The 23570-nt window shown below is 63.7% G+C and carries 20 protein-coding genes and 1 pseudogene; 8 read left to right on the top strand and 13 right to left on the bottom strand.

Translation table 11 applies throughout. The features are described from left to right. The first annotated feature begins 191 nt into the window (after window positions 1-191). Complete coding sequence (locus C163_RS26235; protein ID WP_013971433.1) at window positions 192-344, top strand: DUF3309 family protein; 153 nt, start codon at window positions 192-194, stop codon at window positions 342-344. Window positions 345-452: 108 nt separating this feature from the next. On the opposite strand, the pseudogene C163_RS27455 reads toward C163_RS26235, so the two are convergent. The 9 genes and pseudogenes from C163_RS27455 to C163_RS06325 form a co-directional block, all read right to left on the bottom strand. Continuing rightward, a pseudogene (locus C163_RS27455) lies at window positions 453-3341 on the bottom strand (ATP-binding protein); the annotation flags it as partial. A 192-nt stretch (window positions 3342-3533) separates the two neighbouring features. After that, entirely contained in the window at window positions 3534-4160 is a 627-nt protein-coding gene (locus C163_RS06360; RefSeq protein WP_025338080.1) for a response regulator transcription factor, read from the bottom strand. Window positions 4161-4199: 39 nt separating this feature from the next. Further along, window positions 4200-4886, bottom strand: a complete 687-nt coding sequence (locus tag C163_RS06355) for a pilus assembly protein (RefSeq protein ID WP_049866788.1) — start codon at window positions 4884-4886, stop codon at window positions 4200-4202. 197 nt (window positions 4887-5083) lie between these two features. After that, on the bottom strand, window positions 5084-6301 hold the full coding sequence (locus C163_RS27290; RefSeq protein WP_025338078.1) for a hypothetical protein: 1218 nt from the start codon (window positions 6299-6301) through the stop codon (window positions 5084-5086). Beyond that, entirely contained in the window at window positions 6298-8790 is a 2493-nt protein-coding gene (locus tag C163_RS06345; RefSeq protein WP_025338077.1) for a TcfC E-set like domain-containing protein, read from the bottom strand. The genes C163_RS27290 and C163_RS06345 overlap by 4 nt, the downstream gene beginning before the upstream one ends. A gap of 99 nt (window positions 8791-8889) precedes the next feature. Beyond that, on the bottom strand, window positions 8890-9366 hold the full coding sequence (locus C163_RS06340) for a CS1 type fimbrial major subunit (RefSeq protein ID WP_025338076.1): 477 nt from the start codon (window positions 9364-9366) through the stop codon (window positions 8890-8892). Window positions 9367-9582: 216 nt separating this feature from the next. After that, the gene (locus tag C163_RS06335) at window positions 9583-11247 is read right to left on the bottom strand and encodes a cation acetate symporter (protein WP_013971432.1); all 1665 of its coding nucleotides are present in this window, start codon (window positions 11245-11247) and stop codon (window positions 9583-9585) included. Beyond that, window positions 11244-11555 (bottom strand): DUF485 domain-containing protein, encoded by a 312-nt coding sequence (locus tag C163_RS06330; protein WP_003260090.1) that lies wholly within the window; start codon window positions 11553-11555, stop codon window positions 11244-11246. Before C163_RS06330 ends, C163_RS06335 begins: the two co-directional genes overlap by 4 nt. A gap of 250 nt (window positions 11556-11805) precedes the next feature. Continuing rightward, window positions 11806-12666 (bottom strand): glycine betaine ABC transporter substrate-binding protein, encoded by an 861-nt coding sequence (locus C163_RS06325; protein ID WP_025338075.1) that lies wholly within the window; start codon window positions 12664-12666, stop codon window positions 11806-11808. Between the two features lie 197 nt (window positions 12667-12863). Between C163_RS06325 and C163_RS06320 the strand changes: the two genes are divergently transcribed. After that, window positions 12864-14432: a beta-1,6-glucan synthase gene (locus C163_RS06320; protein WP_025338074.1), complete on the top strand. Its 1569-nt coding sequence runs from the start codon at window positions 12864-12866 to the stop codon at window positions 14430-14432. Between the two features lie 121 nt (window positions 14433-14553). Here C163_RS06320 and C163_RS06315 read toward each other — a convergent pair whose 3' ends face one another. Next, a complete protein-coding gene (locus C163_RS06315) occupies window positions 14554-14931 on the bottom strand; it encodes a hypothetical protein (RefSeq protein WP_025338073.1) in 378 nt (125 codons plus the stop codon). A 190-nt stretch (window positions 14932-15121) separates the two neighbouring features. Here C163_RS06315 and C163_RS06310 point away from each other — a divergent pair, with 190 nt between their 5' ends. Both C163_RS06310 and C163_RS06305 read left to right on the top strand, forming a co-directional pair. Further along, window positions 15122-16420 carry a serine/threonine protein kinase gene (locus tag C163_RS06310; RefSeq protein ID WP_025338072.1) on the top strand — a complete coding sequence of 433 codons (1299 nt, stop codon included), beginning with the start codon at window positions 15122-15124 and terminating at the stop codon, window positions 16418-16420. Then, window positions 16413-17237: a VacJ family lipoprotein gene (locus C163_RS06305; RefSeq protein ID WP_025338071.1), complete on the top strand. Its 825-nt coding sequence runs from the start codon at window positions 16413-16415 to the stop codon at window positions 17235-17237. Before C163_RS06310 ends, C163_RS06305 begins: the two co-directional genes overlap by 8 nt. Before the next feature lie 159 nt (window positions 17238-17396). On the opposite strand, the gene C163_RS06300 is transcribed toward C163_RS06305, so the two are convergent. Together C163_RS06300 and C163_RS06295 are read right to left on the bottom strand one after the other, a co-directional pair. Then, on the bottom strand, window positions 17397-18545 hold the full coding sequence (locus C163_RS06300; protein ID WP_025338070.1) for a patatin-like phospholipase family protein: 1149 nt from the start codon (window positions 18543-18545) through the stop codon (window positions 17397-17399). A gap of 147 nt (window positions 18546-18692) precedes the next feature. After that, window positions 18693-19628 (bottom strand): lipid A biosynthesis lauroyl acyltransferase, encoded by a 936-nt coding sequence (locus C163_RS06295; RefSeq protein WP_024086430.1) that lies wholly within the window; start codon window positions 19626-19628, stop codon window positions 18693-18695. Between the two features lie 111 nt (window positions 19629-19739). Here C163_RS06295 and minC point away from each other — a divergent pair, with 111 nt between their 5' ends. The 4 genes from minC to C163_RS06275 all read left to right on the top strand — a co-directional run bounded on the left by minC (window position 19740) and on the right by C163_RS06275 (window position 22466). Continuing rightward, on the top strand, window positions 19740-20498 hold the full coding sequence (gene minC, locus C163_RS06290; RefSeq protein WP_025338069.1) for a septum site-determining protein MinC: 759 nt from the start codon (window positions 19740-19742) through the stop codon (window positions 20496-20498). 101 nt (window positions 20499-20599) lie between these two features. Beyond that, entirely contained in the window at window positions 20600-21412 is an 813-nt protein-coding gene (minD, locus tag C163_RS06285) for a septum site-determining protein MinD (protein ID WP_013971423.1), read from the top strand. A 3-nt stretch (window positions 21413-21415) separates the two neighbouring features. Then, window positions 21416-21670: a cell division topological specificity factor MinE gene (gene minE, locus C163_RS06280; protein ID WP_025338068.1), complete on the top strand. Its 255-nt coding sequence runs from the start codon at window positions 21416-21418 to the stop codon at window positions 21668-21670. Window positions 21671-21830: 160 nt separating this feature from the next. Beyond that, window positions 21831-22466: an RluA family pseudouridine synthase gene (locus tag C163_RS06275; protein WP_025338067.1), complete on the top strand. Its 636-nt coding sequence runs from the start codon at window positions 21831-21833 to the stop codon at window positions 22464-22466. Window positions 22467-22559: 93 nt separating this feature from the next. Here C163_RS06275 and C163_RS06270 read toward each other — a convergent pair whose 3' ends face one another. Then, entirely contained in the window at window positions 22560-23522 is a 963-nt protein-coding gene (locus C163_RS06270) for an IS110 family transposase (protein ID WP_025337484.1), read from the bottom strand. Between the last annotated feature and the right edge of the window lie 48 nt (window positions 23523-23570).

Genomic DNA, 23570 nt, shown 5'->3' with positions numbered 1-23570 from the left:
GCGGGCTTGCCCGCTCCCACAGGTACGGCGCTGCCCTCAGGCCTGTGATGATCCTGTGGGAGCGGGCAAGCCCGCGAAGGGGCCGGTACAGGCAGCACACAAATGGAATCTTTGACACTCACCACCAGTCCTTATTTACAAGAGGCCAGCAGTCCGAGGCCCTTGACCCTCAACCACGCAAGGACTCCGTCATGACCACGATTCTCATCATCATCCTGATCCTTCTGCTGATTGGTGGCTTACCGGTTTTCCCGCACTCGCGCAGCTGGGGCTATGGCCCGTCCGGCATCATCGGCGTGGTGCTGGTGGTCTTGTTGGTGTTGTTGTTGCTCGGCATGATATGACCCCGCCACGCCCTGCCCGGCCTGGCGCGCCAGCTGCCGTTCGAGGCGCCGCATGGCGTCGCCCATGGCACGCACCGCCAGGCTGAGCGCAGCGCGCTCCAGCGGCTGGGCGTGGCAACACTGTTCGACCTGCTCGCACAGGGCAACCAGGGCACCGGCGCGGACAATGCGTGCGCCGCCCTTTACCCGATGCGCCAGGCCGGCGATCGCCGCAGGCGCATCGCCTAGGCTTTCCAGGCGTTGCAGGTCTTCACGGTTGCTGGCGCGCAGGTCGCCCAGCAGCGCCTTGAGCGCAGCTTCGTCGTTGCCCACCAGGTGCCTCAGGTGATGCAGGTCGAGCAGGCTGCCACCGTCATCGGGTTCCGGCACAGGCCGTGCGCTGATCAGGGCCTGGGTGAGGCTGCCAAGGTCCAGGGGCTTGAACAGGCAATCGTCCATCCCCGCCTCGCAGCTGCGCCGGCGGTCGACCTCCTGTGCGCTGGCAGTCAGGCCGATCAGCCGACAGCGTGGGCGCCCGCTACGGCGCTCGTGCTCGCGGATCGCACGGGCCAGTCCGTCGCCGTCCAGCCTCGGCATGTTGCAGTCACTGATGACCACATCGAAATGCTCCTTCAGCCACAGGCGCAAGGCCTGTGCGCCATCTTCCGCCACCCGGGCCTGGTGCCCGAGATAATCCAGCTGCTGCGCCAACAGCAACCGGTTGGCCGGGTAGTCGTCCACCACCAGCACCCGCAACCGCGCGCCAGGTTCGACATCCGGCAAGGGCGAGGTGCCAGCCTGCGCCCCCGAGCTCGGCAACAACGGTAACTTGAGCTGCACCTGCACCTCGGTGCCCTCCCCTAGCGTGCTGCGCAGCTGCAAACTGCCGCCCATCAACTGGCACAAGCTGCGGCTGATGTTCAAGCCCAGGCCCGTGCTGGCACGTGGCGACTGGTGGTGGTTGCTGGCCTGCCTGAACGGCTCGCCGAGTGCCGCCAGCTCGCTGGCGGCGATACCCACGCCACTGTCCTTGACCCGCAGCACGATATCGAGCTGCCCGTCTACCGAAGCCGCCTGCAGGCTGACCACGATGCGCCCGCGCTGGGTGAACTTGATCGCGTTGCTCAGCAGGTTGGCCAGCACCTGCTTGAAACGCAGGGGGTCGAGCATGACCTCGGCCCCCACTGCCCCGCTGAGCTGCATCTGCAACTCCAGGCCTTTGCCACGGGCCAACTGCTCGAACAGTTGCACCACCCGCCCGACCAGTTCGCTCACCCGTACCCGTTGTGGCGAAAGCTGCAGATGGCCCGTTTCGATGCGGGTGATGTCGAGTATGTCGCCAATCAGCTCTTTCAGCCCGCGCGCCGCCTCGGTGGCCACCTCGATGGCCAGGCGGTCGAGCACACCTTGGGCGGCCTTGCGCTGGGCCAGCTCGAGCATGCCCAGCACCGCATGCAGCGGCGTGCGGATCTCGTGGCTGATGGTGGCGAGGAATTCGGTCTTGGCCTGGTTGGCCGCATCTGCCGCACGCTTGGCCCGCCGCAACCGCACCTGCCGGCGGCCCAGGTAGCGAATCCACAGCAAGGCCATCAGCAGCAGGCACAGGGCAATGCCGAAGCCGATCAGGACTTTGCCGCGCAAGCGCGGCCAGACGCCGTCGGGGACGATCATCGGGTTGCGCCAGCGGCGCACCAGCGCATTGGTCTCCTGCGGCGCAAGGCTGAGCAACGCGCTGTCGATGATGCCCAGCAGCTCGCTGGCGCCCCGGGCTCCGGCCAGGGCGAAGTGCGCTGGCGGCAGGGCCAGGCTGGCACTGACCTGCAACTGCCCGGGGTACCAGCGGGCGACCAGTGGCCGGGCGTCGTCAAGGGTCAGCAAGGCCGCGTCCACCCGGCCATCGGCAACCGCGTGCAGGGCCTCCAGCGGGCCGTGCAGCAAGCGCTGGCGCACCTGCGGATATCGTTCCCGCAGCAGTTCGACCATTGCACTGCCCCATACCAGGGCCACCTGCCGCCCGGCCAGTTGCTCGAGGCTGGCAGGCGCCTGGGCGCCCGTGCGGCTGACCAATACCCGCGAAGCACTGAGGTAGGCCCGGCTGAAGCCCAGCCGCTGCGCCAGGCTGTCGCTGTAGGGCAGCCCGGCAATCAGCTGCGCCTTGCCCTGGGTTACCTGGCCGATCATCTGCTCCACGCCCACCCCTGACTGCACGTCGAACTCAAGGCCGGTGCGCCGGCTGATCAGTTGCAGTACATCGAGGGTAAGGCCGTGCAACTGGCCCTTGCTGTCGCGGTAGCTCAGCGGCAGCACTTGCTCGTCCACCAATACCCGCACCTTCGGGTTGGCAGCCAGCCAGCGCTGCTGAGCCTCGCTCAAGTGCACCGCCTGGCCCGAGCGCGCGCCGCTCGCCAGCGGGCTCCAGCGCGCCTGTATGCGTGCACGCTGGTTCGCGCTGATACCCGCCAGCACCGAGTCCACCAGCCGCAGCAGGGGCGTACCGCTGTCGAGCATGGCAAAGCCGATACCCTGGCGCGGCATGGCCGCGTGGCCGATTTCCTCCACCCCGCTGAACGGGCTGCGACCCTGTACGTAGCGTGCGACCAGCGCATTGCCCAGGTACAGGTCGGCCTGGCCGAGGGCCAGCGCGGCCAGGGCGCTGAACGCGGTAGGGTGTACCTGAAGGCTGGCCTGCGGGTAGTACTGGCTGACCTGCTCCGCTGTGCGGTAGCCGTCCACCATCACCAGGCGCAGCGGCTCGGTGCCCGGGATGCCGGCCTTGTGTTCCTCGGCCAGCAGCAAGGGGTGGTCCTCGGCGTAGGGCAACGACAGGTGCAAGCCGGCCTGCTGCGCCTGCTCAGTGGTAACCGAACCGAGCATGTCGACCCTGCCCTCGTGCAACGCTGCGACCGCCGCCTCGAACGAGTCGAACACCTGTACCTGCATGTCCAGGTGCAGGTGTTCGGCCACCAGCCCCGCGTAATCGGCCGTGATGCCCTCGTAGGCACGCCCGTTACCGAGCACATCCAGCGGCGGCTGGTCGCTGCCCAGCACCCCAAGGCGCAACACCCGTTGCTGCCACAGCCAGCGCAGGTCACTGCCAGCTGGCTCGGCGCGTGGCCCTTCGAACGTAGCGCGGCCATGAAACACGGGCACAGCCAGGCCCGGCAGGGGAAACACACAGCACAGCAACAGCAGCCAGATCGTACGCACGGTTCAGATCAGCTGGTTGCGACGAGCGAAATCCGCCATGTCGATAAGCGAGTTCAGGCGCAGCTTTTCCAGCAGGCGCCCCTTGTAGGTGCTGACGGTCTTGTTGCTCAACAGCATGGCCTCGCCGATCGCTTTGTTGCTCAGGCCGCGGGCCAGGTACTGCAGGATCATCAGCTCGCGGTCGCTGAGGCTGGCGATGCGCTGGGCGTCGGTGGCATGCAGTTCGTGGCTGTGCACCGAACTCATGACCACGTCGGGGAAGTAGGTGAACCCGGACAGCACCGCACGTACCGCCTTGTTCAGCTCGCCCAGGTCGTTGGTCTTGGAGACGAAACCGGCAGCCCCGGCCTGCATGCAGCGCAGGGAATAGGCTTCGGCCAGGTGCGAGGTCAGCACCAGGGTCTTGACCGGGCGTTCGAGGCGCTTGACCCGGGCGATCACCTCCATGCCGTCGAGCCCGGGCAGGCTGATGTCGAGGATGATGATATCGGGGGCCAGCTCGCGCGCCATGCGCACCGCATCGATGCCGTTGTCGGTCTGGCCGATGACCTGCAGGCGCTCCTGGCGCAACAGCATGCACACCGTGGAGCGGATGAAGGGGTGGTCGTCGACGACCAGTGCTCTATGCATCGCCCACCCCGCCTGGTTGATACGCTGCTGCAGCGGCGCTCATCCTTCCAGCACCATGGCCTTGCGCTCGGTACCTTCCTGCAGCTCGAACTGGTGCACCTTGGCGGCCTGGCCTTCGAACTTGCGGGTGCGCCCGGGTAGCAGATGGTGCTTGGTGGCCGGCTCGCACACCTGATCCTGGGCCTGGCATTGGCGGAAGTGGTCGAGCACCACGGTGGCGTTGCCCTGGTTGGTCACGGTCAACGCGCCGCCCTGACGACGGATCGGCGTTTCATAGCGAGTCTGGTCGGGGCGCACGAACAGCAGCGTACCGTAGCCGGCCAGCAGGTTGACGCCGGCCTTGAGGCTGTCGCGGTACTGCCCGGCTTCGGCTTCGCTGACGGCAAAGCCGTCGCCCAGCTCCGGCAACACCGGGATGAAACGCAGGCGGTAGTAGCGCTCCTTGTCACGCTCGCCGCGGTACAACAGGCGTACTGCCTGCATCCCACGCGCCGGCACGATCAGCCGTGCCGGGCTGACCACCAGGCCCCGCTGCTCCAGGGCCAGGCCGTCGAGGGGTACTTCACGAGGGGCGGCGCTACCGTCATACACCAACTCGACCACGCTGACCTTGACGAAGGCAGTGGAATCACCGCCATTGCGCACGCGCTTGAGCAAGGTGCTCTTGCCTTCCTCCAGGTAATCGTAGAGCCCGCCGACGTTCAGCTCCGGCGCTGCATGGGCCATGCACGGCAACAGCGCCAAAGCCAGGCAGAAATAGCGAAGTGGTTTCACGACAGAATCCTCATAGCAGAAAGCCCTTGATAGCCAATCAGCATCAATGGACCGATTGTGGTCTTTTGCTCGCACGCAAAATGCAGGAAATTTCCCTATCGCTTGAGGAAACTTCCTAAAGACAAGCTTCCGGTAATAGCTCCTTCCGGTCATAGTTCCGCGTCAAACACCACCGTCACCAAACCCTCATAGCGGCTGCCCGGGTGGCCCAGCATGGCCTTGACATCCTCTGGGCCCACCGTGAAATGCAACTGCCCGGGGCGGTTGAGTACCGGAGTCACCGATTCGAACGCCAATGCCGCGGCACGGCCGGTGGGCAGTTCCAGCCTCTGTACCGGCTTGCCCTGGTGCTGGATGCCCCCCGGCAGGCTCAAGGCAATGGAGACTGGCACGCTATGGTTGTCGCTACTGCGGATGGCGCATCCACTGCCCTGGTATTGCTGGCAAAGCTTGTAGACCTTGAACGGGCCTGTGGACCAGAGCCGAAACGGAACATCCCGCTGCAACCGCTGGGGCGTTCCCCGGCCTCCCAGCCAGGCACTCCACCCACCTGGCGGCTCCAGCACAGCCCGGTCCGACCCAGGTGGAAACTCGAAGACAAAGGCATGCTGCACATCGAGTTCAAAGTTCAATGTGAGGCTATTGCCATTGATAGCACTGACACCATTGCCGAAGTCGAAGTCGCCACCTGGCCCGATGCTGTAGGTCAGGCTACCGGTATAAAAGCCGGGCTTCATTCGACTGGGCTCGGGCATGGTCAGCCGATACGCGATGCCCATGTTGCTGACCGAAGTCTTGACCGTATACCCAGTCGACATCGCATCATGAATGGAGTAGCAACCGGCAGGTGACTTCGGGTCGCGTACCAGCCACAGGTAATGCGTGGCATAAGGGCGGCTGGCATAACCGAATGTCCGCCGATACGTACAGCCTCCTTTGATGAATTGTGTCCACACAGGATTGACACGTAATTCGGGCGTTCCCTGAACCTGTTGACTGACGCCAAGAAACTCGAAGTTCAGGCGATAGGACTCTCCGGTAGTACTGTTGAACACGTCCAGCGTTCGGGCTGAAGGCAACTGAACGTAGAAATGGTCACGTACATCGCCGCTGTTCTTGATTGTCGTCCTGTCATAAGTGATGGGAAGCTGCATGGCACGCATTTCCCGGCAGTCTGCAGACCAGCGCTGGCAATAGGCCGCCAGCGGGGTGGTGTTCTCGAAGCGTCCCGAAGCATCCCCAAGGTACTCGGCGCTGACGAGCGCTTCCAGGGCGACAGCCTCTCGCCCGGCAGCGGCCAGGCCAAGCAACAGCCATAACCCCCAGGACAGTCGGGACGCCCCTCTGTTGTTCAGGCACTCGCTCAACCCTTGTCCTCCATTTGTACTGACCCGATCCGAGCGATATTGCCCGGCTCACAGGCCAGGTCGCCTGCCAGCAATACATCGCCCTCGCGTTCGAGTTGCGTCAGCGCCAGTTCAAGCAGGCACAGCGCCTGCCCTCCCTTGCGCACCTCCAGCGTCGGCGTTGACTCACTCATTTCCACGGCAAAATGCCCTCCGGCTTCACTGACGCCACGACTGGCGTGATTGACCACCTGCGCGCCCTGCATCGGTTGGCCATGGCGGTCAAGCAGGCGCCCCAGCACGGTCACCGTACGCATCACCCGCAACTTGCGATAACCCACGCCCCCGCGGTTGAGGTGGTAGTCGAAGCTGGTCGGCTGGATCACCGCCGCCGCTTCGTTGTCGCCGTCGAGATCGAACTGCACGTAGCCGGATTTGTAGGCCCCCACCGGGATCAGGTTGCGACCGGGGTGCAGCGTGGCGCTCAGCCCGTACTGGTCGTCGGCACGCAGGGCCAGGCCATCGATGTCGCTCTCGACATCGACGATCAGCCCGGCATCGTGGGGCAGGTACTGGCCGGTCATGGCCAGCTTGCCCTCGCCCACGGCAACGATGCTCTGCAGGTTGAGGCCGGCGCTGATCTCACCGTTGTAGGACGAACTCTGCGCATAGGCGTCGCCATACAGCACCTCGTTCTGGAACTGGGCATCGCCACCGAAACCGGCGCCATAACGGTCCGCCGTCACGGTACCGCCAAGGCTGCGCACAACACCCAGGTCGACGTCGCGCTGGTAGGACAACGAGGCATTCTGGTCACGCCCGCCATCATGGGAGGTGCGGCTGCCGATGCTGGCGGCAATGCGCTCGCCGGGGCCACCCAGGCTCATGCTCACGGTCAGGTTGACGCCACGGCTGCGCGTGTCGCCGCTGCTGCGGGTGCCGGGGCGGTCGAACAGGCTCAGGCGCCAGTTGGCATCGGAACCCAGCAACTTGCCGTAGTACGACCAGCCCAGGTCGATGCCGACGCCGTCGGCTGCGCCGGAGCTGTGGGCCAGCCGAATGGTGGCAGTACTGCGGTTGTTCAGGCGGTGGGTCAACAACATGGAGGTCTGGCTCTGTTCTTCGTAGCGCACGAATTGGCTGTGGGTCGGGCGCCTGACGGTTTCCAGCCAGGAACGGCTGTGGCTGAACACCAGCGAGCCCAGATCATGGTTGTGGATCACCTGCAGGTCGTAGCCATTGCCCTGGTCTTCGGTGCGGTAGAGGTTGCCGTAGAACTTGAGGCGATCGAGCACGTCCCAGTCCAGCGAGGTGCCGTACTGCATGGCTTCGTCCACCTGCTGCACGGACAGACCGAGGATTGCCCGCGGGTGCAGCAGGTAGTTGGCAATGACACCGGCGCTGAGGCTGTCGGTGTGGTCCTCGTCCCAGCTGCTGAGCAGGCTGGCCTGCTGGCCGAGGTACAGGTTGTAGCGCCAGCGGCTGTCAGGGTTGCGCCAGCTGTTGGGTTTGTAGACGAACTCTTCGGTGCGTGCGGTTTCCTGGCCGTCTTCCAGCAGGCGCACTTCGACCTGATAGATGCCGCCTGGCAACACCCGGGTATCCAGGGCCTGCAAGCCAGGCTGCACCGGCTGGCTGTTGATCAGCGAGCCATTGCGGTAGATTTCCACCACGCCGGGGCGGTTGGGGGTGACGTAGATTGGCGTCGAGCTGGGCTGGCCATTGTCGACAAGCAGGCTGTCGCTGCTGCCGAACATCAGGCCAAGCGTGGTATCGGGGCTCTGCCCGAGCAGCCGCGGCTGTCGGGTCAGGCCCTGGACGCCCGGGGTGAAGTAGCCCAGGCGAAAGAAATGTTCATCGTGCAGGCGCTCGGCGTACAGCTGGCTGACCCGGTGGCGGGTCTGCTGGTTGCTCGCGCTGCCACGGTCGAACTGGGCATCGCCCAGGGTAGTCCAGTTGCCCAGGCTGCCCTGGCCTGCCAGAGAAAACAGGCCACTGGTATCGCGGCCATCGCTGACCAGGTTGAGCTGGTTGCGCAGCAGCAGCCCGCCACCCTGGTCGGGCAAGGCGTGGTAGCGCGGTGCGTCGCCGGCCAGCTCGGCGGCATGGGTAAGCAAGGATAGCTGCGAGTTGACCAGGCTGTAGTGAATAGCGCGCAAGCCATCCGGGCAGTCGCGCTTGCAATCGCCCAGGGGGCGGCCGGAAGCCAGGCGCTCCTGCCAGCGGCGGCGCAGGGTTTCTGGCTCGCGGCTGTCGAAATGGTCGGTGAACTCCAGCAGCTGGACGCGCTCGTCGCGGCTGAGCACCACCATCGCATCGCCCAGGTAGCGGCCGTCCAGGTCTACCCGCACCGCCAGCGGCACGTCGAAAAAGTGTTCTTCAAACTCCCGTGGCAGCCCCTGGGCCTGGCTGACCACGCCCATCGCATTGTCAGAAGCCTGGGCAGTGACCGGGAGCACGGCAAAGCATGCGGTCAGCAGCAAAGTCTTTGTAGTTGAGGTAAAGGCCATGACCCTGTCTGCAAGCAAGACGCCGCCCTCACCCCCGGCGCGACCCAAGGGGTGAAGGTGAGCAACAACGGATGAAAGGATAAGAAGCGTAAGGACGAATCAGGGCGCGGCAGTTTCGAACATCATGCTGACCAGGCCCTGGTAGTTGCCTGGTTTGTAGCCACCGGCCGGAACCTGCGCGGCGACTTCGAAGTCGACAATGGCACCCGGCGCAGCCTCGGTGTCGGTGAGGATTTCTGCGGCGCTGGTGGTGAGAATGGTGGTGCCGATCTTCACATCCAGGTCGATGGCGTCCAGGCCACTGCTGACCACGGCCGGCGACAGCAGGTGGGCAGTGATCGGGCCGATGGTGCTCTTGGCCTGCAGCTGCTTGCGAACGGGGGTCAGGTTGCCTTGAAACGAGTTCCAGGCCATCTCTTGCGGGTCGTTCATCCAGTTGCCGCCGACGGGTTCGACGTAGAAGTTGGCGGTGGGCACGGTGGCAGTGATGAGCACCTGTTTCTCGATCGGGTCCCCGGCCATGGCCTGGCCGGCGACAAGTGCAACGAAGGGAAGTGCCAGCATGAATGCTTTCACGAATAGATCTCCTGGAAACCTGTAGACATAAGCTTTGATTGAGAGTCAATCAGGCAAAGCGCCGTTGACAGGTTGGATTATTCGCACTTACCCACAAGGAAAATACGGGAACCCTCCGAGCGAATTGTTGAAATTTCCCAACGACATCCCGTCGGGTGTGCCAGACAGCAAAACGCCCCGGCAAGCGGGGCGTTTTGCTGAAGCGTCAGTGCCGGATCAGTGGGATACCGCCCCGCTGGCGCCCAGGCCAGTCTGCGAGCGCACGAACTGCGGGAAGAACAGCGCACGTTCGTCTTCGGCAGCCTTGGACTTGTCGGTGACCGAGAAGAACCAGATACCGACGAAGGCGATCAGCATCGAGAACAGTGCCGGGTACTCGTACGGGTAGATCGGCTTCTCGTGGCCGAGGATCTGCACCCAGATGGTCGGGCCGAGGATCATCAGCGTCACCGCACTCACCAGGCCCAGCCAGCCGCCGATCATGGCACCGCGGGTGGTCAGCTTCTTCCAGTACATCGAGAGCAGCAGTACCGGGAAGTTGCAGCTGGCCGCGATGGAGAACGCCAGGCCGACCATGAAGGCGATGTTCTGCTTCTCGAACAGGATGCCCAGGCCGATCGCCAGTACGCCCAGGGCGACGGTGGTGATCTTCGACACGCGGATCTCGTCCTTGTCGTTGGCCTTGCCCTTGCGCCATACACTGGCGTACAGGTCGTGGGACACCGCCGAGGCACCGGCCAGGGTCAGGCCGGCAACCACTGCCAGGATGGTGGCAAAGGCAACAGCCGAGATGAAGCCGAGGAACACGCTGCCACCCACGGCGTTGGCCAGGTGCACCGCTGCCATGTTGTTGCCACCCAGCAGGGCGCCAGCGGCGTCCTTGAAGTCCGGGTTGGTGCTGACCAGCAGGATGGCGCCAAAGCCGATGATGAAGGTGAGGATGTAGAAGTAGCCGATGAAGCCGGTGGCGTACAGCACGCTCTTGCGTGCTTCCTTGGCGTCACTGACGGTGAAGAAGCGCATCAGGATGTGCGGCAGGCCGGCGGTACCGAACATCAACGCCAGGCCCAGCGAGAACGCCGAGATCGGATCCTTGACCAGGCCGCCCGGGCTCATGATCGCCTCGCCCTTGGCGTGCACCTTGATCGCTTCGGAGAACAGGGTGTTGAAGTCGAAGCCCACGTGCTTCATCACCATCAGCGCCATGAAGCTGGCACCGGACAGCAGCAGCACGGCCTTGATGATCTGTACCCAGGTGGTGGCCAGCATGCCGCCGAACAGTACGTACAGGCACATCAGGATACCCACCAGGATCACCGCCACGTGGTAGTCCAGACCGAACAGCAGCTCGATCAGCTTGCCGGCACCGACCATCTGCGCGATCAGGTAGAACGCCACCACCACCAGCGAACCGGAGGCCGACAGGGTGCGGATCTCCTTCTGCCCGAGGCGGTACGAGGCCACGTCGGCGAAGGTGTACTTGCCCAGGTTGCGCAGGCGTTCGGCGATCAGGAAGAGGATGATCGGCCAGCCGACCAGGAAGCCGATCGAGTAGATCAGGCCGTCGTAGCCAGAGGTGAACACGAGTGCGGAAATACCCAGGAACGAGGCGGCCGACATGTAGTCACCGGCAATCGCCAGGCCGTTCTGGAATCCGGTGATCTTGCCACCGGCGGCATAGTAGTCCGACGCCGACTTGTTGCGCTTGGAGGCCCAGTAGGTGATGCCGAGGGTGAAGGCGACGAAGGCCACGAACATGGCGATCGCGGAGACGTTTAGCGGTTGCTTCTGCACCTCGCCGGTCAGGGCATCGGCGGCCCACACGGCGGGTGCGAAGGCTCCGCAGGCCAGTACGGCCAGGGCTTTGGCGTGGCGAATCATTGTTGCGCCTCCTTCAGGATGGCCTTGTTCAGCTCATCGAATTCGCCGTTGGCGCGGCGTACGTAGATGGCAGTCAGGACGAATGCCGAGACGATCAGGCCGACGCCCAGGGGAATACCCCAGGTAATCGACGACTCAGGGCTGAGCTTGGTGCCCAGGATCTGAGGACCGTAGGCGATCAGGAGGATGAAGGCGCAGTACAGGCCGAGCATGATCGCCGAGAGAATCCAGGCGAACCGTTCGCGTTTGGTGACCAGCTCCTTGAAGCGGGGGCTGTTTTGTATCGAGAGGTAAATGCTGTCGTTCATTGTTTTTGTCCTAGCAGCACAGATAGGGGTGGAACCCACGACCCTTACTTTATGCGGCTATCGGACGCCAACCAGACGACCTTAGTCTTAGATGCAACGGTGTTTTACAGATCACGCAACAAAACAGCTGGCACATATCCCTGTAGGAGCAGCCTTGTGCTGCGAAGAGGCCGGTACAGGCTGCCCGAATCTTCGCAGCTTGCACCGGCCTCTTCGCAGCACAAGGCTGCTCCTACAACGGAACGGGTTGTTACTTGCCAGTCCACTCCTTCACACGCTCAGGGTGCTTGGCCACCCAGTCCTTGGCCGCCGCTTCAGGCTTGGCGCCTTCCTGGATAGCCAGCATCACTTCGCCAATCTCGTCCTTCGACTGCCAGTTGAACTTCTTCAGGAACTCCGCCACTTCCGGGGCCTTGGTGGCCAGTTCCTTGCTGCCGATGCTGTTCACGGTTTCCGCGGCGCCATACACGCCTTTCGGGTCTTCGAGGAACTTCAGTTTCCACTTCGCGAACATCCAGTGCGGTACCCAGCCAGTCACCGCAATCGACTGCTGCTTGGCATAGGCACGGCCCAGTTCCGCAGTCATCGCCGCGCCAGAGCTGGCCTGCAGCTTGTAACCGGTCAGGTCGTAGTCCTTGATGGCCTGGTCGGTCTTGAGCATTACGCCGGAGCCGGCGTCGATGCCGACGATCTTCTGCTTGAAGGTGTCGTCGGTCTTGAGGTCGGCGATGCTCACCGCCTTGACGTACTCAGGGACGATCAGGCCGATCTTGGCGTCCTTGAAGTTCGGGCCGTAGTCGACCACGTTGTCCTTGTTCTTTGCCCAGTACTCGCCATGGGTCACCGGCAACCAGGCCGACAACATGGCATCGAGCTTGCCGGTTGCCACGCCCTGCCACATGATCCCGGTGGCCACGGCCTGCAACTTCACGTCGTAGCCGAGTTTCTGCTTGATCACTTCGGCGGCCACGTTGGTGGTCGCCACGCTGTCAGCCCAACCATCCACGTAACCAATGCTGACTTCTTTGGCCATTGCCTGTGCCGCACTCATGGCCAGTACCATGGCGGTGCCCACACCCAGGAAACGTCGCATTCTTGTAATAGCAGCCATCAAAGCATCCCCTCGTCAGGTCTCGGAATTTGCATCATCGTCCTGCAACAATAGTCGACCTGCTCCAGCTACGACCTGTAGCCGCCCCATATGCGACAGCACTATGCCATTAGCGCCATCGGCCTGCGCCGACCTGCGCGATCCTTGCATGCCAAAGGTTTGGCGCCGGGCTACTATCTACCCTTTTGCGCCTGACGATGGACCGCCCGATGCCCAGTTCTACCCGCCTGCTGCTGCCGTTGTACCTGCTTGCCTGCCTGCTCGCCCTGCTCGGGCTCGGAGGGCTCTGGTACGGGCTTGGCAAGCCGGTGCAACTGCCCGACGCGGCCAGCCCGACGCACAAGCTGCAATGCGCCTCGTACACCCCGTTCGACAAGGACCAGTCGCCCTACGACCGGCCGTTGCGCCTGCGCCCGGCGCGCATGGATGCCGACCTGGCGTTGCTGGCCGAGCGTTTTCAGTGCATCCGTACCTATTCCCAGACCGGTCTTGAGGCAATCCCGGCGCTGGCACGCAAGCATGGCCTGAAGGTGATGCTGGGTGCCTGGGTCAACGCCCACCCGGCCGACACCGAGAAAGAAATCGAGCTGCTGATCGCCGCCGCCAATGCCAACCCCGACGTGGTCAGCGCGGTGATCGTCGGCAACGAGACGCTGCTGCGCAAGGAAGTGACCGGCGCGCACCTGGCCACGCTGATCGCCCGGGTGAAAAGCCAGGTCAAGGTGCCGGTGACCTACGCCGATGTGTGGGAGTTCTGGTTGCAGCACCCGCAGGTGGCGCCTGCGGTGGACTTCCTGACTATCCACCTGCTGCCTTACTGGGAAGACGACCCGCGTGGCATCGACGAAGCCCTGGCCCATGTCGCCGATGTACGCCGGGTGTTCGGCACACGCTTCGCGCCGAAGGACGTCCTGATAGGCGAAACCGGCTGGCCCAGCGAAGGCCGCCAGCGCGAAACCGCGGAGCCCAGCCGGGTCAACGAGGCGCGCTTCATTCGCGGGTTCGTGGCCATGGCCGAAAGCAACGGCTGGCACTACAACCTGATCGAGGCGTTCGACCAGCCATGGAAGCGCGCCAATGAGGGGGCGGTCGGCGGTTACTGGGGGCTATACGATGCCGACCGGCAGGACAAGGGCGTACTCGAAGGGCCGGTGAGCAACCTGCCTTACTGGCCGCAGTGGTTGCTGGCCAGTGCCCTGCTGATGGTGCTGATGCTGATGCTTGCCGGGCGCCCCGCCACCCCGGCGGCGGCCATGCTGCTGCCGTTGCTGGCAGCGTTTGGGGCAGGCTGCCTGGGGCTTTGGGGCGAGCTGATGCGCACCCATGCGCGCTTTGCCGGGGAGTGGCTGTGGGCGGTGCTGCTGGCAGGGCTGAACCTGCTGGTGCTGGCCCATGCCGTGCTGGCCCTGGCGCGGCGCACGGGCTGGCGCGAGCGCCTGTACGCCTGGCTGCAGGCGCGGGCCGGCTGGCTGTTGCTGGCAGCGGGTTTTGCCGCGGCGGTGAGCATGCTGGCGATGGTGTTCGACCCACGCTATCGCAGCTTCCCCAGCGCAGCGTTGGCGTTGCCGGCGCTGGTGTTTGCACTGTGGCCGGTGCCGGCGCGGCGAGCGGAGGTGGCGTTGCTGGCGTTCATCGTCGGTGCCGGGGTGGCGCCGCAGTTGTTTGTGGAAGGGTTGGAGAACCAACAGGCCTGGGGGTGGGCAGTGATCAGTGTGCTGATGACCGCGGCCTTGTGGCGGAGCTTGCGCCTTGCTCGCACGGCCTGAAAATACACATCCCTGTAGGAGCGGCCTTGTGTCGCGATGGGCCGCAAAGCGGCCCCAGGATTAGCGCAATGGCATAGATTGCCGGGGCCGCTCTGCGGCCCATCGCGACACAAGGCCGCTCCTACAAAGTCCGCGTAGCACCAGCGTCCCGCACCAGCCGCAACCCCGCCAGCACCAGCGCGAACACGGCAATGCTGGCGGTATACAGCACCAGTGCCGGCACCGCGAACACCAACGCCACCACTGCCAGCCACCAGCCGCCACGCCCGGCAACCAACTGCGCCAGCAGCGCCAACCCCAGCCCGCCCCAGGCCATCACCTGATGATGAATGCCCAGCCCCAGCAACGACCGTACCTCGCACTGCCAGTACGCCGCCGGCGCCGTGCACAGCCCCACCCACTGCCCGTCCTCCATCAGCCCGTAGCGCACGCCATAACTGGCAGCAAGCCAAAGCCCCAGAAACAGCACAAGCAGCGCAGCCGGCAGCGAACGAGACATCCAGTTCTCCAATAGCGGAAATCGAAAGCATCCATGATCGCTTATGCCCAGTTGTAAGGCAAAATCACTTCCCTGCAGCTATGTTGCAGATAACAAGCACACCAAAGACCACCGCGCCTGGCAACTTTGCCCGCCCCGTTGTGGTCCTAGCCTGCACACTGCTCGACCTTGCGTTCTTTTGGGGGATTACATGCTTCGATCTTTGCGCCTCGCTGCCTTGCTCGGCGGCCTGCTCATGGCTGTGGCCGCTTCGGCGCGGGATATCGACGCCGCAAGCTATGGCTACCCCTTGACCAACCCGTTCGAGGCAACCATCGCCACCACACCGCCGGACCAGCGCCCCACCCTGCCCGGCGACGACGAAATCAGCCAGTCCGACTACAGCCTCAACCTGCGCCCGGACCGTGAGTTCACCCTGCCCGACAACTTCTGGGCAGTGAAGAAGCTCAAGTACCGCCTGGCCCGGCAGGACCACGAGGCGCCGCTGATCTTCATCATCGCCGGCACCGGTGCGCCCTACACCAGCAGCATCAACGAATACCTGAAAAAGCTGTTCTACCAGGCCGGCTTCCACGTGGTGCAGCTGTCCTCGCCCACCAGCTACGACTTCATGAGCGCCGCCTCGCGCTTCGCCACCCCAGGCGTCAGCCAGGATGATGCCGAAGACATGTACCGGGTGATGCAGGCCGTGCGCGCCCAGCACCCGCGCCTGCCGATCAGCGAGTTCTACCTCACCGGCTACAGCCTGGGCGCACTCGACGCTGCCTTTGTCAGCCACCTGGACGAAACCCGCCGCAGCTTCAACTTCAAGCGCGTGCTGCTGCTGAACCCGCCAGTCAACCTGTACACCTCGATCAACAACCTGGACAAGCTGGTGCAGACCCAGGTCAAGGGCATCGACCGCAGCACCACCTTCTACGAGCTGATGCTGGCCAAGCTGACCCGCTACTTCCAGGAAAAGGGCTACATCGACCTCAATGAAGCCCTGCTGTACGACTTCCAGCAGTCACGCCAGCACCTGTCCAACGAACAGATGGCCATGCTGATCGGCACCTCGTTCCGCTTCTCGGCGGCCGACATTGCCTTCACCTCCGACCTGATCAACCGCCGCGGCCTGATCATTCCGCCGAAGTTCCCGATCACCGAGGGCAGCAGCCTCACGCCGTTCTTCAAGCGTGCCCTGCAGTGCGACTTCGACTGCTACATGACCGAGCAGGTCATCCCCATGTGGCGCGCCCGCACCGACGGCAACAGCATCCTGCAACTGGTCAACCAGGTCAGCCTGTATGCGCTGGAAGACTACCTGAGCAGCAGCGACAAGATCGCCGTGATGCACAACGCCGACGACGTCATCCTCGGCCCTGGCGACATCGGCTTCCTGCGCAAGGTGTTCGGTGAGCGCCTGACCCTGTACCCCCATGGCGGCCATTGCGGCAACCTCAATTACCGCGTCAACAGTGACGCCATGCTGGAGTTCTTCCGTGGTTAACAAACTCCTCTTCGCCACTGCCCTGTTCGCCGCCGGCCAGGCCCTGGCAGCCGAAACCGCCCCCCGGGCCAGCGTGATCGAGGCCGCCCCGCAAGTCACCGAGGCACCACTGGCGCCCGAAGCCGATGGTTTCGTCGACCCGCTGCGCGAGCTGAAATTCAACCCCGGGCTGGACCAGCGCGAGTTCGAGCGCTCCACCCTGCAAGCGCTGAACGTGTACGACCCGCTGGAGTCGATCAACCGGCGCGTCTATCACTTCAACTACCGCCTGGACCAATGGGTGCTGCTGCCGATGGTAAGCGGCTACCAGTACGTCACCCCGCGCTTCGTGCGCACCGGGGTGACCAACTTCTTCAACAACCTGGGCGACGTGCCGAACCTGTTCAACAGCGTGTTGCAGTTGAAGGCCAAGCGCTCGGCGGAGATCACCGCGCGGCTGATGTTCAACACCATCATCGGCGTGGGTGGGCTGTGGGACCCGGCGACCAAGATGGGCCTGCCGCGGCAAAGTGAAGACTTTGGCCAGACCTTGGGCTTCTATGGCGTACCGGACGGGCCGTACCTGATGCTGCCGGTGCTGGGGCCGTCGAACCTGCGCGATACCACCGGGCTGGTGGTGGACTATGCAGGCGAACAGGCGATCAACTACCTGAACGTGGCCGAAGCCAGCAGCGACCACCCGGAAATCTCCGTGCTGCGCGTGGTGGACAAGCGCTACAGCACCAAATTCCGCTATGGCCAGCTCAACTCGCCGTTCGAGTACGAGAAGGTGCGGTATGTGTATACCCAGGCGCGCAAGTTGCAGATAGCCGAGTAACCGGATTTGTGGCTAACGCGGTCCCTGTAGGAGCGGCCTTGTGTCGCGAAAGGGCCGCAAAGCGGCCCCAGAATTTCAGCAGCGCTGCATGAATTGCCGGGGCCGCCTTGCGGCCCTTTCGCGACACAAGGCCGCTCCTACAGGTGTCGTGTCAGCAGGTCATATTCCAAGGAACTGGCAAAGCTCCCGCTTCTTGGCCAAGGCATCCTTTCGCCCCAGCTCTATCAGCTCGCGGCAGTAACTGGCCTCGAACAGCAAATAGCTCAACACCCCCGCCCCGCTGGTACGTGTCGCCCCCGGCCCGCGCAGGAACATGCGCAAGGCCGCCGGCAACTCGCGCCGATGCCGCGCGGCAATTTCGTCCAGCGGCTGACTGGGCGCCACCACCAGCACGTCGATTGGCGCCAGGCCCAGGCGCCGGGCGTCAAGGTGCGCCGGCAACAGGTGGCTCAGGTGGTTGAGGCGCTGCAGCAGCTCGATGTCGTCTTCCAGGCTGTCAATGAACGTGCTGTTGAGCATGTGCCCGCCGATCTGCGCCAGGCTCGGCTGCTGGCCGCTGAACACCCGCTGGGTCGGCAATGGTGGCGCCGGCCGCTGCGGGTTGCCGCTGACCCCGACTACCAGTACCCGGCTGGCGCCCAGGTGCAGGGCCGGGCTGATCGGCGCCGACTGGCGTACCGCGCCATCACCGAAATATTCGTCGCCCAGCCGCACCGGGGCGAACAGTAGCGGGATGGCCGCGCTGGCCAGCAGGTGGTCGATGGTCAACGGCGTGGGCATGCCGATGCGGCGGTGGCGCAACCAGGCTTCGATGGTGCCGCGGCCCTGGTAGAAGGTCACCGCCTGGCCGGACTCGTAGCCAAAGGCGGTCACCGCGACGGCGCGCAGTTGCTCGGCGGCCAGGGAGTGGGCGATACCGTCCAGGTTCAGGTGCGCCTGCAGCAAGCCGCGCAGTGGGCTGCTGTCCAGTAGCGCCACTGGCGCCGGGCCACCCACGCCCAGCAGGTTGTGGGCGACGAAGCGGCTGGCCTGGCGGACCACACCGGGCCAGTCGCTGCGGATGACCAGGTGGCTGCGGAAGTTCTGCCAGAAGGCAGTGAGCCGTTGTACGGCATCGTTGAAATGGGTGGCGCCGCTGGCCAGGGTGACGGCGTTGATGGCGCCGGCGGAGGTGCCGACGATGACCGGGAACGGGTTGTGCGCGCCAGCCGGCAGCAGCTCGGCGATGCCGGCCAGCACGCCGACCTGGTAGGCAGCGCGGGCGCCGCCGCCAGAAAGGATAAGACCGGTTACCGGGGGTGGGGCCATAGGAGTCCTTCCTGGGGTTGGTGTGCTTTCAGGCCCGGCCTATTCGCGGGCTTGCCCGCTCCCACAGGACCGCACAATGCCCGGCCCTGCGGGGAACCTGTGGGAGCGGGCGCGCCCGCGAATAGGCCGGCACAGGCAAAACAAGGCTCAGCGCTTCTTCTTGTCATACAGCCGCGGCTCCCCTTCGGGCCGCGACTTGAACCGGCGGTGCGCCCACAGGTACTGCTCGGGGCATTCGCGCAGCACGCTTTCCACCCACTGGTTGATGCGCAGGCAGTCAGCCTCTTCGCTCTCCCCGGGGAAGTCCGCCAGCGGCGGGTGGATCACCAGGCGATAGCCGCTGCCATCCTCCAGGCGCTTCTGGGTGAACGGAATCACCTGTGCCTTGCCCAACCGGGCAAACTTGGTGGTGGCAGTCACCGTCGCCGCCGGGATGCCGAACAGTGGCACGAACAGGCTCTGCTTGGCGCCGTAGTCCTGGTCCGGTGCGTACCAGATCGCCCGGCCCGAACGCAGCAGCTTGAGCATGCCGCGCACGTCCTCGCGCTCCACCGCCAGCGAGTCGAGATTATGCCGCTCGCGGCCGCTGCGCTGGATGAAGTCAAACAGCGGGTTGCCGTGCTCGCGGTACATACCGTCGATGGTGTGCTGCTGGCCCAGCAGCGCGGCGCCGATTTCCAGGGTGGTGAAGTGCACCGCCATCAGGATGGCCCCCTGCCCCGCCTGCTGGGCGGCCTGCAGGTGCTCCAGCCCCTCGACATGGGCCAGGCGCGCCAGCCGGGCCTTGGGCCACCACCAGCTCATGGCCATTTCGAAGAAGGCGATACCGGTGGAGGCGAAGTTGGCCTTGAGCAGGCGCTGCCGTTCGTCGACCGACAGCTCCGGGAAGCACAGCTCCAGGTTGCGCGCGGCAATGCGCCGCCGCTCACCGGCAAAGCGGTACATCACCGCTCCCAGCGCGGCACCGACTTTCAACAGGACCCGGTACGGCAACTGGACCACCAGCCACAGCAGGCCCAGGCCCAGCCACAGGCCCCAGAAACGTGGGTGAAGGAAATAGGGACGAAAACGCGGGCGTTCCATTGAAGCTTCCGGAAAGACAAAGGCCGCGCATTCTACAACGGATCAGCGCATGTTGCGGGCAACCGGTCTTATCGTTATAAGTCAGGGCACTTTTTTCGCAACAAGCCGTCTATGCAGACCATGAGCCCAAACCACACACCCGACACCGCCTCCGTGTTCCAGCTCAAGGGCAGCATGCTCGCCATTACAGTGCTGGAACTGGCGCGCAATGACCTTGAAGCCCTCGACCGCCAACTGGCGGCCAAAGTCGCCCAGGCACCGAACTTCTTCAGCAACACGCCGCTGGTGCTGGCGCTGGACAAGCTGCCGGCCGACGAGGGGGCAATCGACCTGCCCGGCTTGATGCGGATCTGCCGCCACCACGGCCTGCGTACCCTGGCCATCCGCGCCAACCGCATCGAGGACATCGCCGCCGCCATTGCCATCGACCTGCCGGTGCTGCCGCCATCCGGCGCCCGCGAACGGCCGCTGGAGCCCGAACCCGAGGTGAAGAAGCCCGAGCCGGCCCCTGTCCCGCCGCCAATCCTCGAACCCGAGGTGCGCCCGACCCGCATCATCACTTCGCCAGTACGTGGCGGCCAGCAGATCTACGCCCAGGGCGGCGACCTGGTGGTGACCGGTTCGGTCAGCCCGGGGGCGGAACTTCTGGCCGATGGCAACATCCATGTGTACGGCGCCATGCGCGGCCGCGCCCTGGCCGGCATCAAAGGCAATACCAAGGCACGTATCTTCTGCCAGCAGATGACCGCCGAAATGGTCTCCATCGCCGGCCAGTACAAGGTATGCGAAGACCTGCGCCGCGACCCGCTGTGGGGCACTGGCGTGCAAGTCAGCCTGTCTGGCGACGTGTTGAACATCACCCGTCTTTAACGGATACTTGCCAGCATTTTTAGTGCAACTTTTCTTACCGTTGCCGTTTATTTGTATTTTTGCAGGGACTTGTGTCCCGATTATTTTAGGGGTGAAACACCTTGGCCAAGATTATCGTGGTTACTTCCGGCAAGGGGGGTGTGGGCAAGACCACCACCAGCGCCGCCATTGGTACCGGCCTCGCACTGCGTGGCCACAAGACCGTCATCGTCGACTTCGACGTGGGCCTGCGTAACCTCGACCTGATCATGGGCTGCGAACGCCGCGTGGTGTACGACTTCGTCAACGTGGTCAACGGCGAAGCCAACCTGCAACAGGCCCTGATCAAGGACAAGCGCCTCGAGAACCTGTACGTGCTGGCCGCCAGCCAGACCCGTGACAAGGACGCGCTGACCCAGGAAGGCGTGGAAAAGGTCCTGATGGAGCTGAAGAAAGACTTCGACTTCGTCATCTGCGACTCGCCGGCCGGTATCGAGAAAGGCGCACACCTGGCCATGTACTTTGCCGACGAAGCCGTCGTGGTCACCAACCCCGAAGTGTCCTCGGTACGTGACTCCGACCGCATGCTGGGCATCCTGTCGAGCAAGTCGCGCCGCTCCGAGAACGGCGAAGAGCCGATCAAGGAACACCTGCTGATCACCCGCTACCACCCGGAGCGCGTGGAAAAGGGCGAAATGCTGAGCATCGCCGACGTCGAAGAGATCCTGGCGATCAAGCTCAAGGGTGTCATCCCGGAGAGCCAGGCAGTGCTCAAGGCTTCCAACCAGGGTATCCCGGTCATCCTCGACGACCAGAGCGATGCCGGCCAGGCCTATAGCGATACCGTCGACCGTCTGCTGGGCAAAGAAAAGCCCCTGCGGTTCATCGAAGTGCCGAAGCAAGGATTCTTCGCGCGCCTGTTTGGAGGCAAGTAAACCATGAACCTTTTTGACTTCTTTCGTGGCAGACAGAAAACTACCAGCGCGTCGGTAGCGAAAGAGCGTCTACAGATCATCGTGGCGCACGAGCGCGGCCAACGCAGCGAACCGGACTACCTGCCAGCGCTGCAGAAAGAACTGCTGGAAGTGATCCGCAAATATGTGAACATCGGCAACGATGATGTGCATATCGAGCTGGAAAACCAGGGTAGCTGCTCGATTCTGGAACTGAACATCACCTTGCCGGATCGCTGATTTCGCGACCAGGCTTTGATCATTGGGGCTGCTTTGCAGCCCATCGCGACACAAGGCCGCTCCTACAGGGGAAATGCATAACCCTTGTAGGAGCGGCCTTGTGTCGCGATGGGCCGCAAAGCGGCCCCAGTGTTTTCCCCGATATAACCGAGACCAAGCAATGCCGCTGTCCAACATCCAGATCCTGCACGAAGACGCCGCCATCCTGGTGATCAACAAACCGACCCTGCTGCTGTCGGTACCCGGCCGCGCCGAGGACAACAAGGACTGCCTGATCACCCGCCTGCAGGAAAACGGCTACCCCGACGCGCTGATCGTGCACCGCCTGGACTGGGAAACTTCCGGCATCATTCTGCTGGCCCGGGATGCCGACAGCCACCGCGAGCTGTCGCGCCAGTTCCACGACCGCGAAACCGAAAAGGCCTACACCGCGCTGTGCTGGGGCCAGCCGGCGCTGGACAGCGGCAGCATCGACCTGCCGCTGCGCTACGACCCGCCGACCAAGCCACGGCATGTGGTGGACCACGAACAGGGCAAGCATGCGCTGACCTTCTGGCGCATCGTCGAGCGCTGCGGTGATTACTGCCGGGTAGAGCTGACACCGATTACCGGGCGTTCGCACCAGTTGCGCGTGCACATGCTGTCGATCGGGCACCCGTTGCTGGGCGACCGGCTGTATGCCAACCCCGAGGCACTGGCTGCCCACGAGCGGCTGTGCCTGCATGCCTCGATGCTGAGCTTTACCCACCCGGTGTCCGGGGTGCGGTTGAAGTTCGAGTGCCCTGCGCCCTTCTGATTGTGTACAGCCTGTACTGGCCTCTTCGCGGCTAAAGCCGCTCCCACAGGGATCGCACCGCTTTCGACGGTTGTGCAGTACCTGTGGGAGATTCTATGGTTGTGGGCAATGCTTTTTGCCCCCTTTGCTCATGTATTCGCCTTGAGTCTTCATCAAGGCGAATGCAATTCTGGCCAGCTTTCGGGACAGGATGACAAGGGCCTGAGTGGTTGCCTTACCTGTATTCCGATAATGTTCATACACCTCTTTCCACGCAGCTGTCTTGCTAGCCGCCATGGCTGCATTGTGCAGTAGCCGGCGCACTTCTGAGCAGCCTCGCTTGGTTAAGCATCGGCGTCCGGATTTCTGGCCTGATTCGGCAACTTTCAGATCCATGCCTAGAAAAGCGATGAATGAATCGCTGCGCTTGAAGTCGCCGCGGATGAAGGCGGTGACTAAAGCGACGGCAGTCAGAAAACCAATGCCTTCAACTGCCTGGCAGCGGGCAACCTGCTCGCTCAGCCCCGCTTCTCTAACCAGCGTCTTCAAACGCTTTTGAATCAGCAGATCAAGCGATTCAAAGTGTTTGGCGAAGCTATTGAAGGCGTCCTTGAGGGACGCTTCGTTACCCCAACTCTGGGTCAGACTGGTGCGCGCTGACACCAGTGCTGCTCGGCGTCGGAGAAGGCTCTGAAGCTTGCTGTAGACGGCTGGAGGGGGTGACCAAGGACGAAGCAAGCTGCCCTCACGATCCAGGAAACGGGCTAGCAGGCAGGCATCAGATGCATCAGTTTTGGCACGCCCGCCAATCCCTTTTCGGTAGTTGCTGAGTTGGTACCCATCAACGACATAGACTGCAAAACCCTTTTCGTAAGCCATCTCCACCAGGTCCAGGTGATAAACGTTGGTGGCTTCAACACAGATAGCCGTATTGGCTGGCTGAAGTGCCAGCCACTTGCGGATCTCAGGCTTTGTATTTTTCAACGAGTGTTGTTGAGCGGTTTCCTCGCAATAGCTGACCAGTTCGACCTTGGCGACATCGACGCCAATGATGAACTTCTCTACTCGCATTGCCATCGCCTGAACTCCCACGGTATGGTTTTTGGGCTCGGAGGGGTTTCACCA

Source organism: Pseudomonas sp. FGI182 (genome assembly GCF_000511325.1).
Lineage (GTDB): Bacteria > Pseudomonadota > Gammaproteobacteria > Pseudomonadales > Pseudomonadaceae > Aquipseudomonas > Aquipseudomonas putida_Z.
The sequence above is the reverse complement of the archived record's forward strand: the minus strand, read 5'-3'. Positions and strand labels throughout refer to the sequence as shown.

Coding starts and splice junctions, on each gene's coding strand:
- C163_RS06330 (WP_003260090.1), bottom strand. CDS start 11,555: ATGAACGACAGCATTTACCTCTCGATACAAAACAGCCCCCGCTTCAAG.
- C163_RS06315 (WP_025338073.1), bottom strand. CDS start 14,931: ATGTCTCGTTCGCTGCCGGCTGCGCTGCTTGTGCTGTTTCTGGGGCTT.
- C163_RS06295 (WP_024086430.1), bottom strand. CDS start 19,628: ATGGAACGCCCGCGTTTTCGTCCCTATTTCCTTCACCCACGTTTCTGG.
- C163_RS06320 (WP_025338074.1), top strand. CDS start 12,864: ATGGACCGCCCGATGCCCAGTTCTACCCGCCTGCTGCTGCCGTTGTAC.
- minC (WP_025338069.1), top strand. CDS start 19,740: ATGCAGACCATGAGCCCAAACCACACACCCGACACCGCCTCCGTGTTC.
- C163_RS06275 (WP_025338067.1), top strand. CDS start 21,831: ATGCCGCTGTCCAACATCCAGATCCTGCACGAAGACGCCGCCATCCTG.
- C163_RS06325 (WP_025338075.1), bottom strand. CDS start 12,666: ATGGCTGCTATTACAAGAATGCGACGTTTCCTGGGTGTGGGCACCGCC.
- C163_RS06335 (WP_013971432.1), bottom strand. CDS start 11,247: ATGATTCGCCACGCCAAAGCCCTGGCCGTACTGGCCTGCGGAGCCTTC.
- C163_RS06360 (WP_025338080.1), bottom strand. CDS start 4,160: ATGCATAGAGCACTGGTCGTCGACGACCACCCCTTCATCCGCTCCACG.
- C163_RS06345 (WP_025338077.1), bottom strand. CDS start 8,790: ATGGCCTTTACCTCAACTACAAAGACTTTGCTGCTGACCGCATGCTTT.
- C163_RS06270 (WP_025337484.1), bottom strand. CDS start 23,522: ATGGCAATGCGAGTAGAGAAGTTCATCATTGGCGTCGATGTCGCCAAG.
- C163_RS26235 (WP_013971433.1), top strand. CDS start 192: ATGACCACGATTCTCATCATCATCCTGATCCTTCTGCTGATTGGTGGC.
- C163_RS06310 (WP_025338072.1), top strand. CDS start 15,122: ATGCTTCGATCTTTGCGCCTCGCTGCCTTGCTCGGCGGCCTGCTCATG.
- minE (WP_025338068.1), top strand. CDS start 21,416: ATGAACCTTTTTGACTTCTTTCGTGGCAGACAGAAAACTACCAGCGCG.
- C163_RS06355 (WP_049866788.1), bottom strand. CDS start 4,886: ATGGCCCATGCAGCGCCGGAGCTGAACGTCGGCGGGCTCTACGATTAC.
- C163_RS06300 (WP_025338070.1), bottom strand. CDS start 18,545: ATGGCCCCACCCCCGGTAACCGGTCTTATCCTTTCTGGCGGCGGCGCC.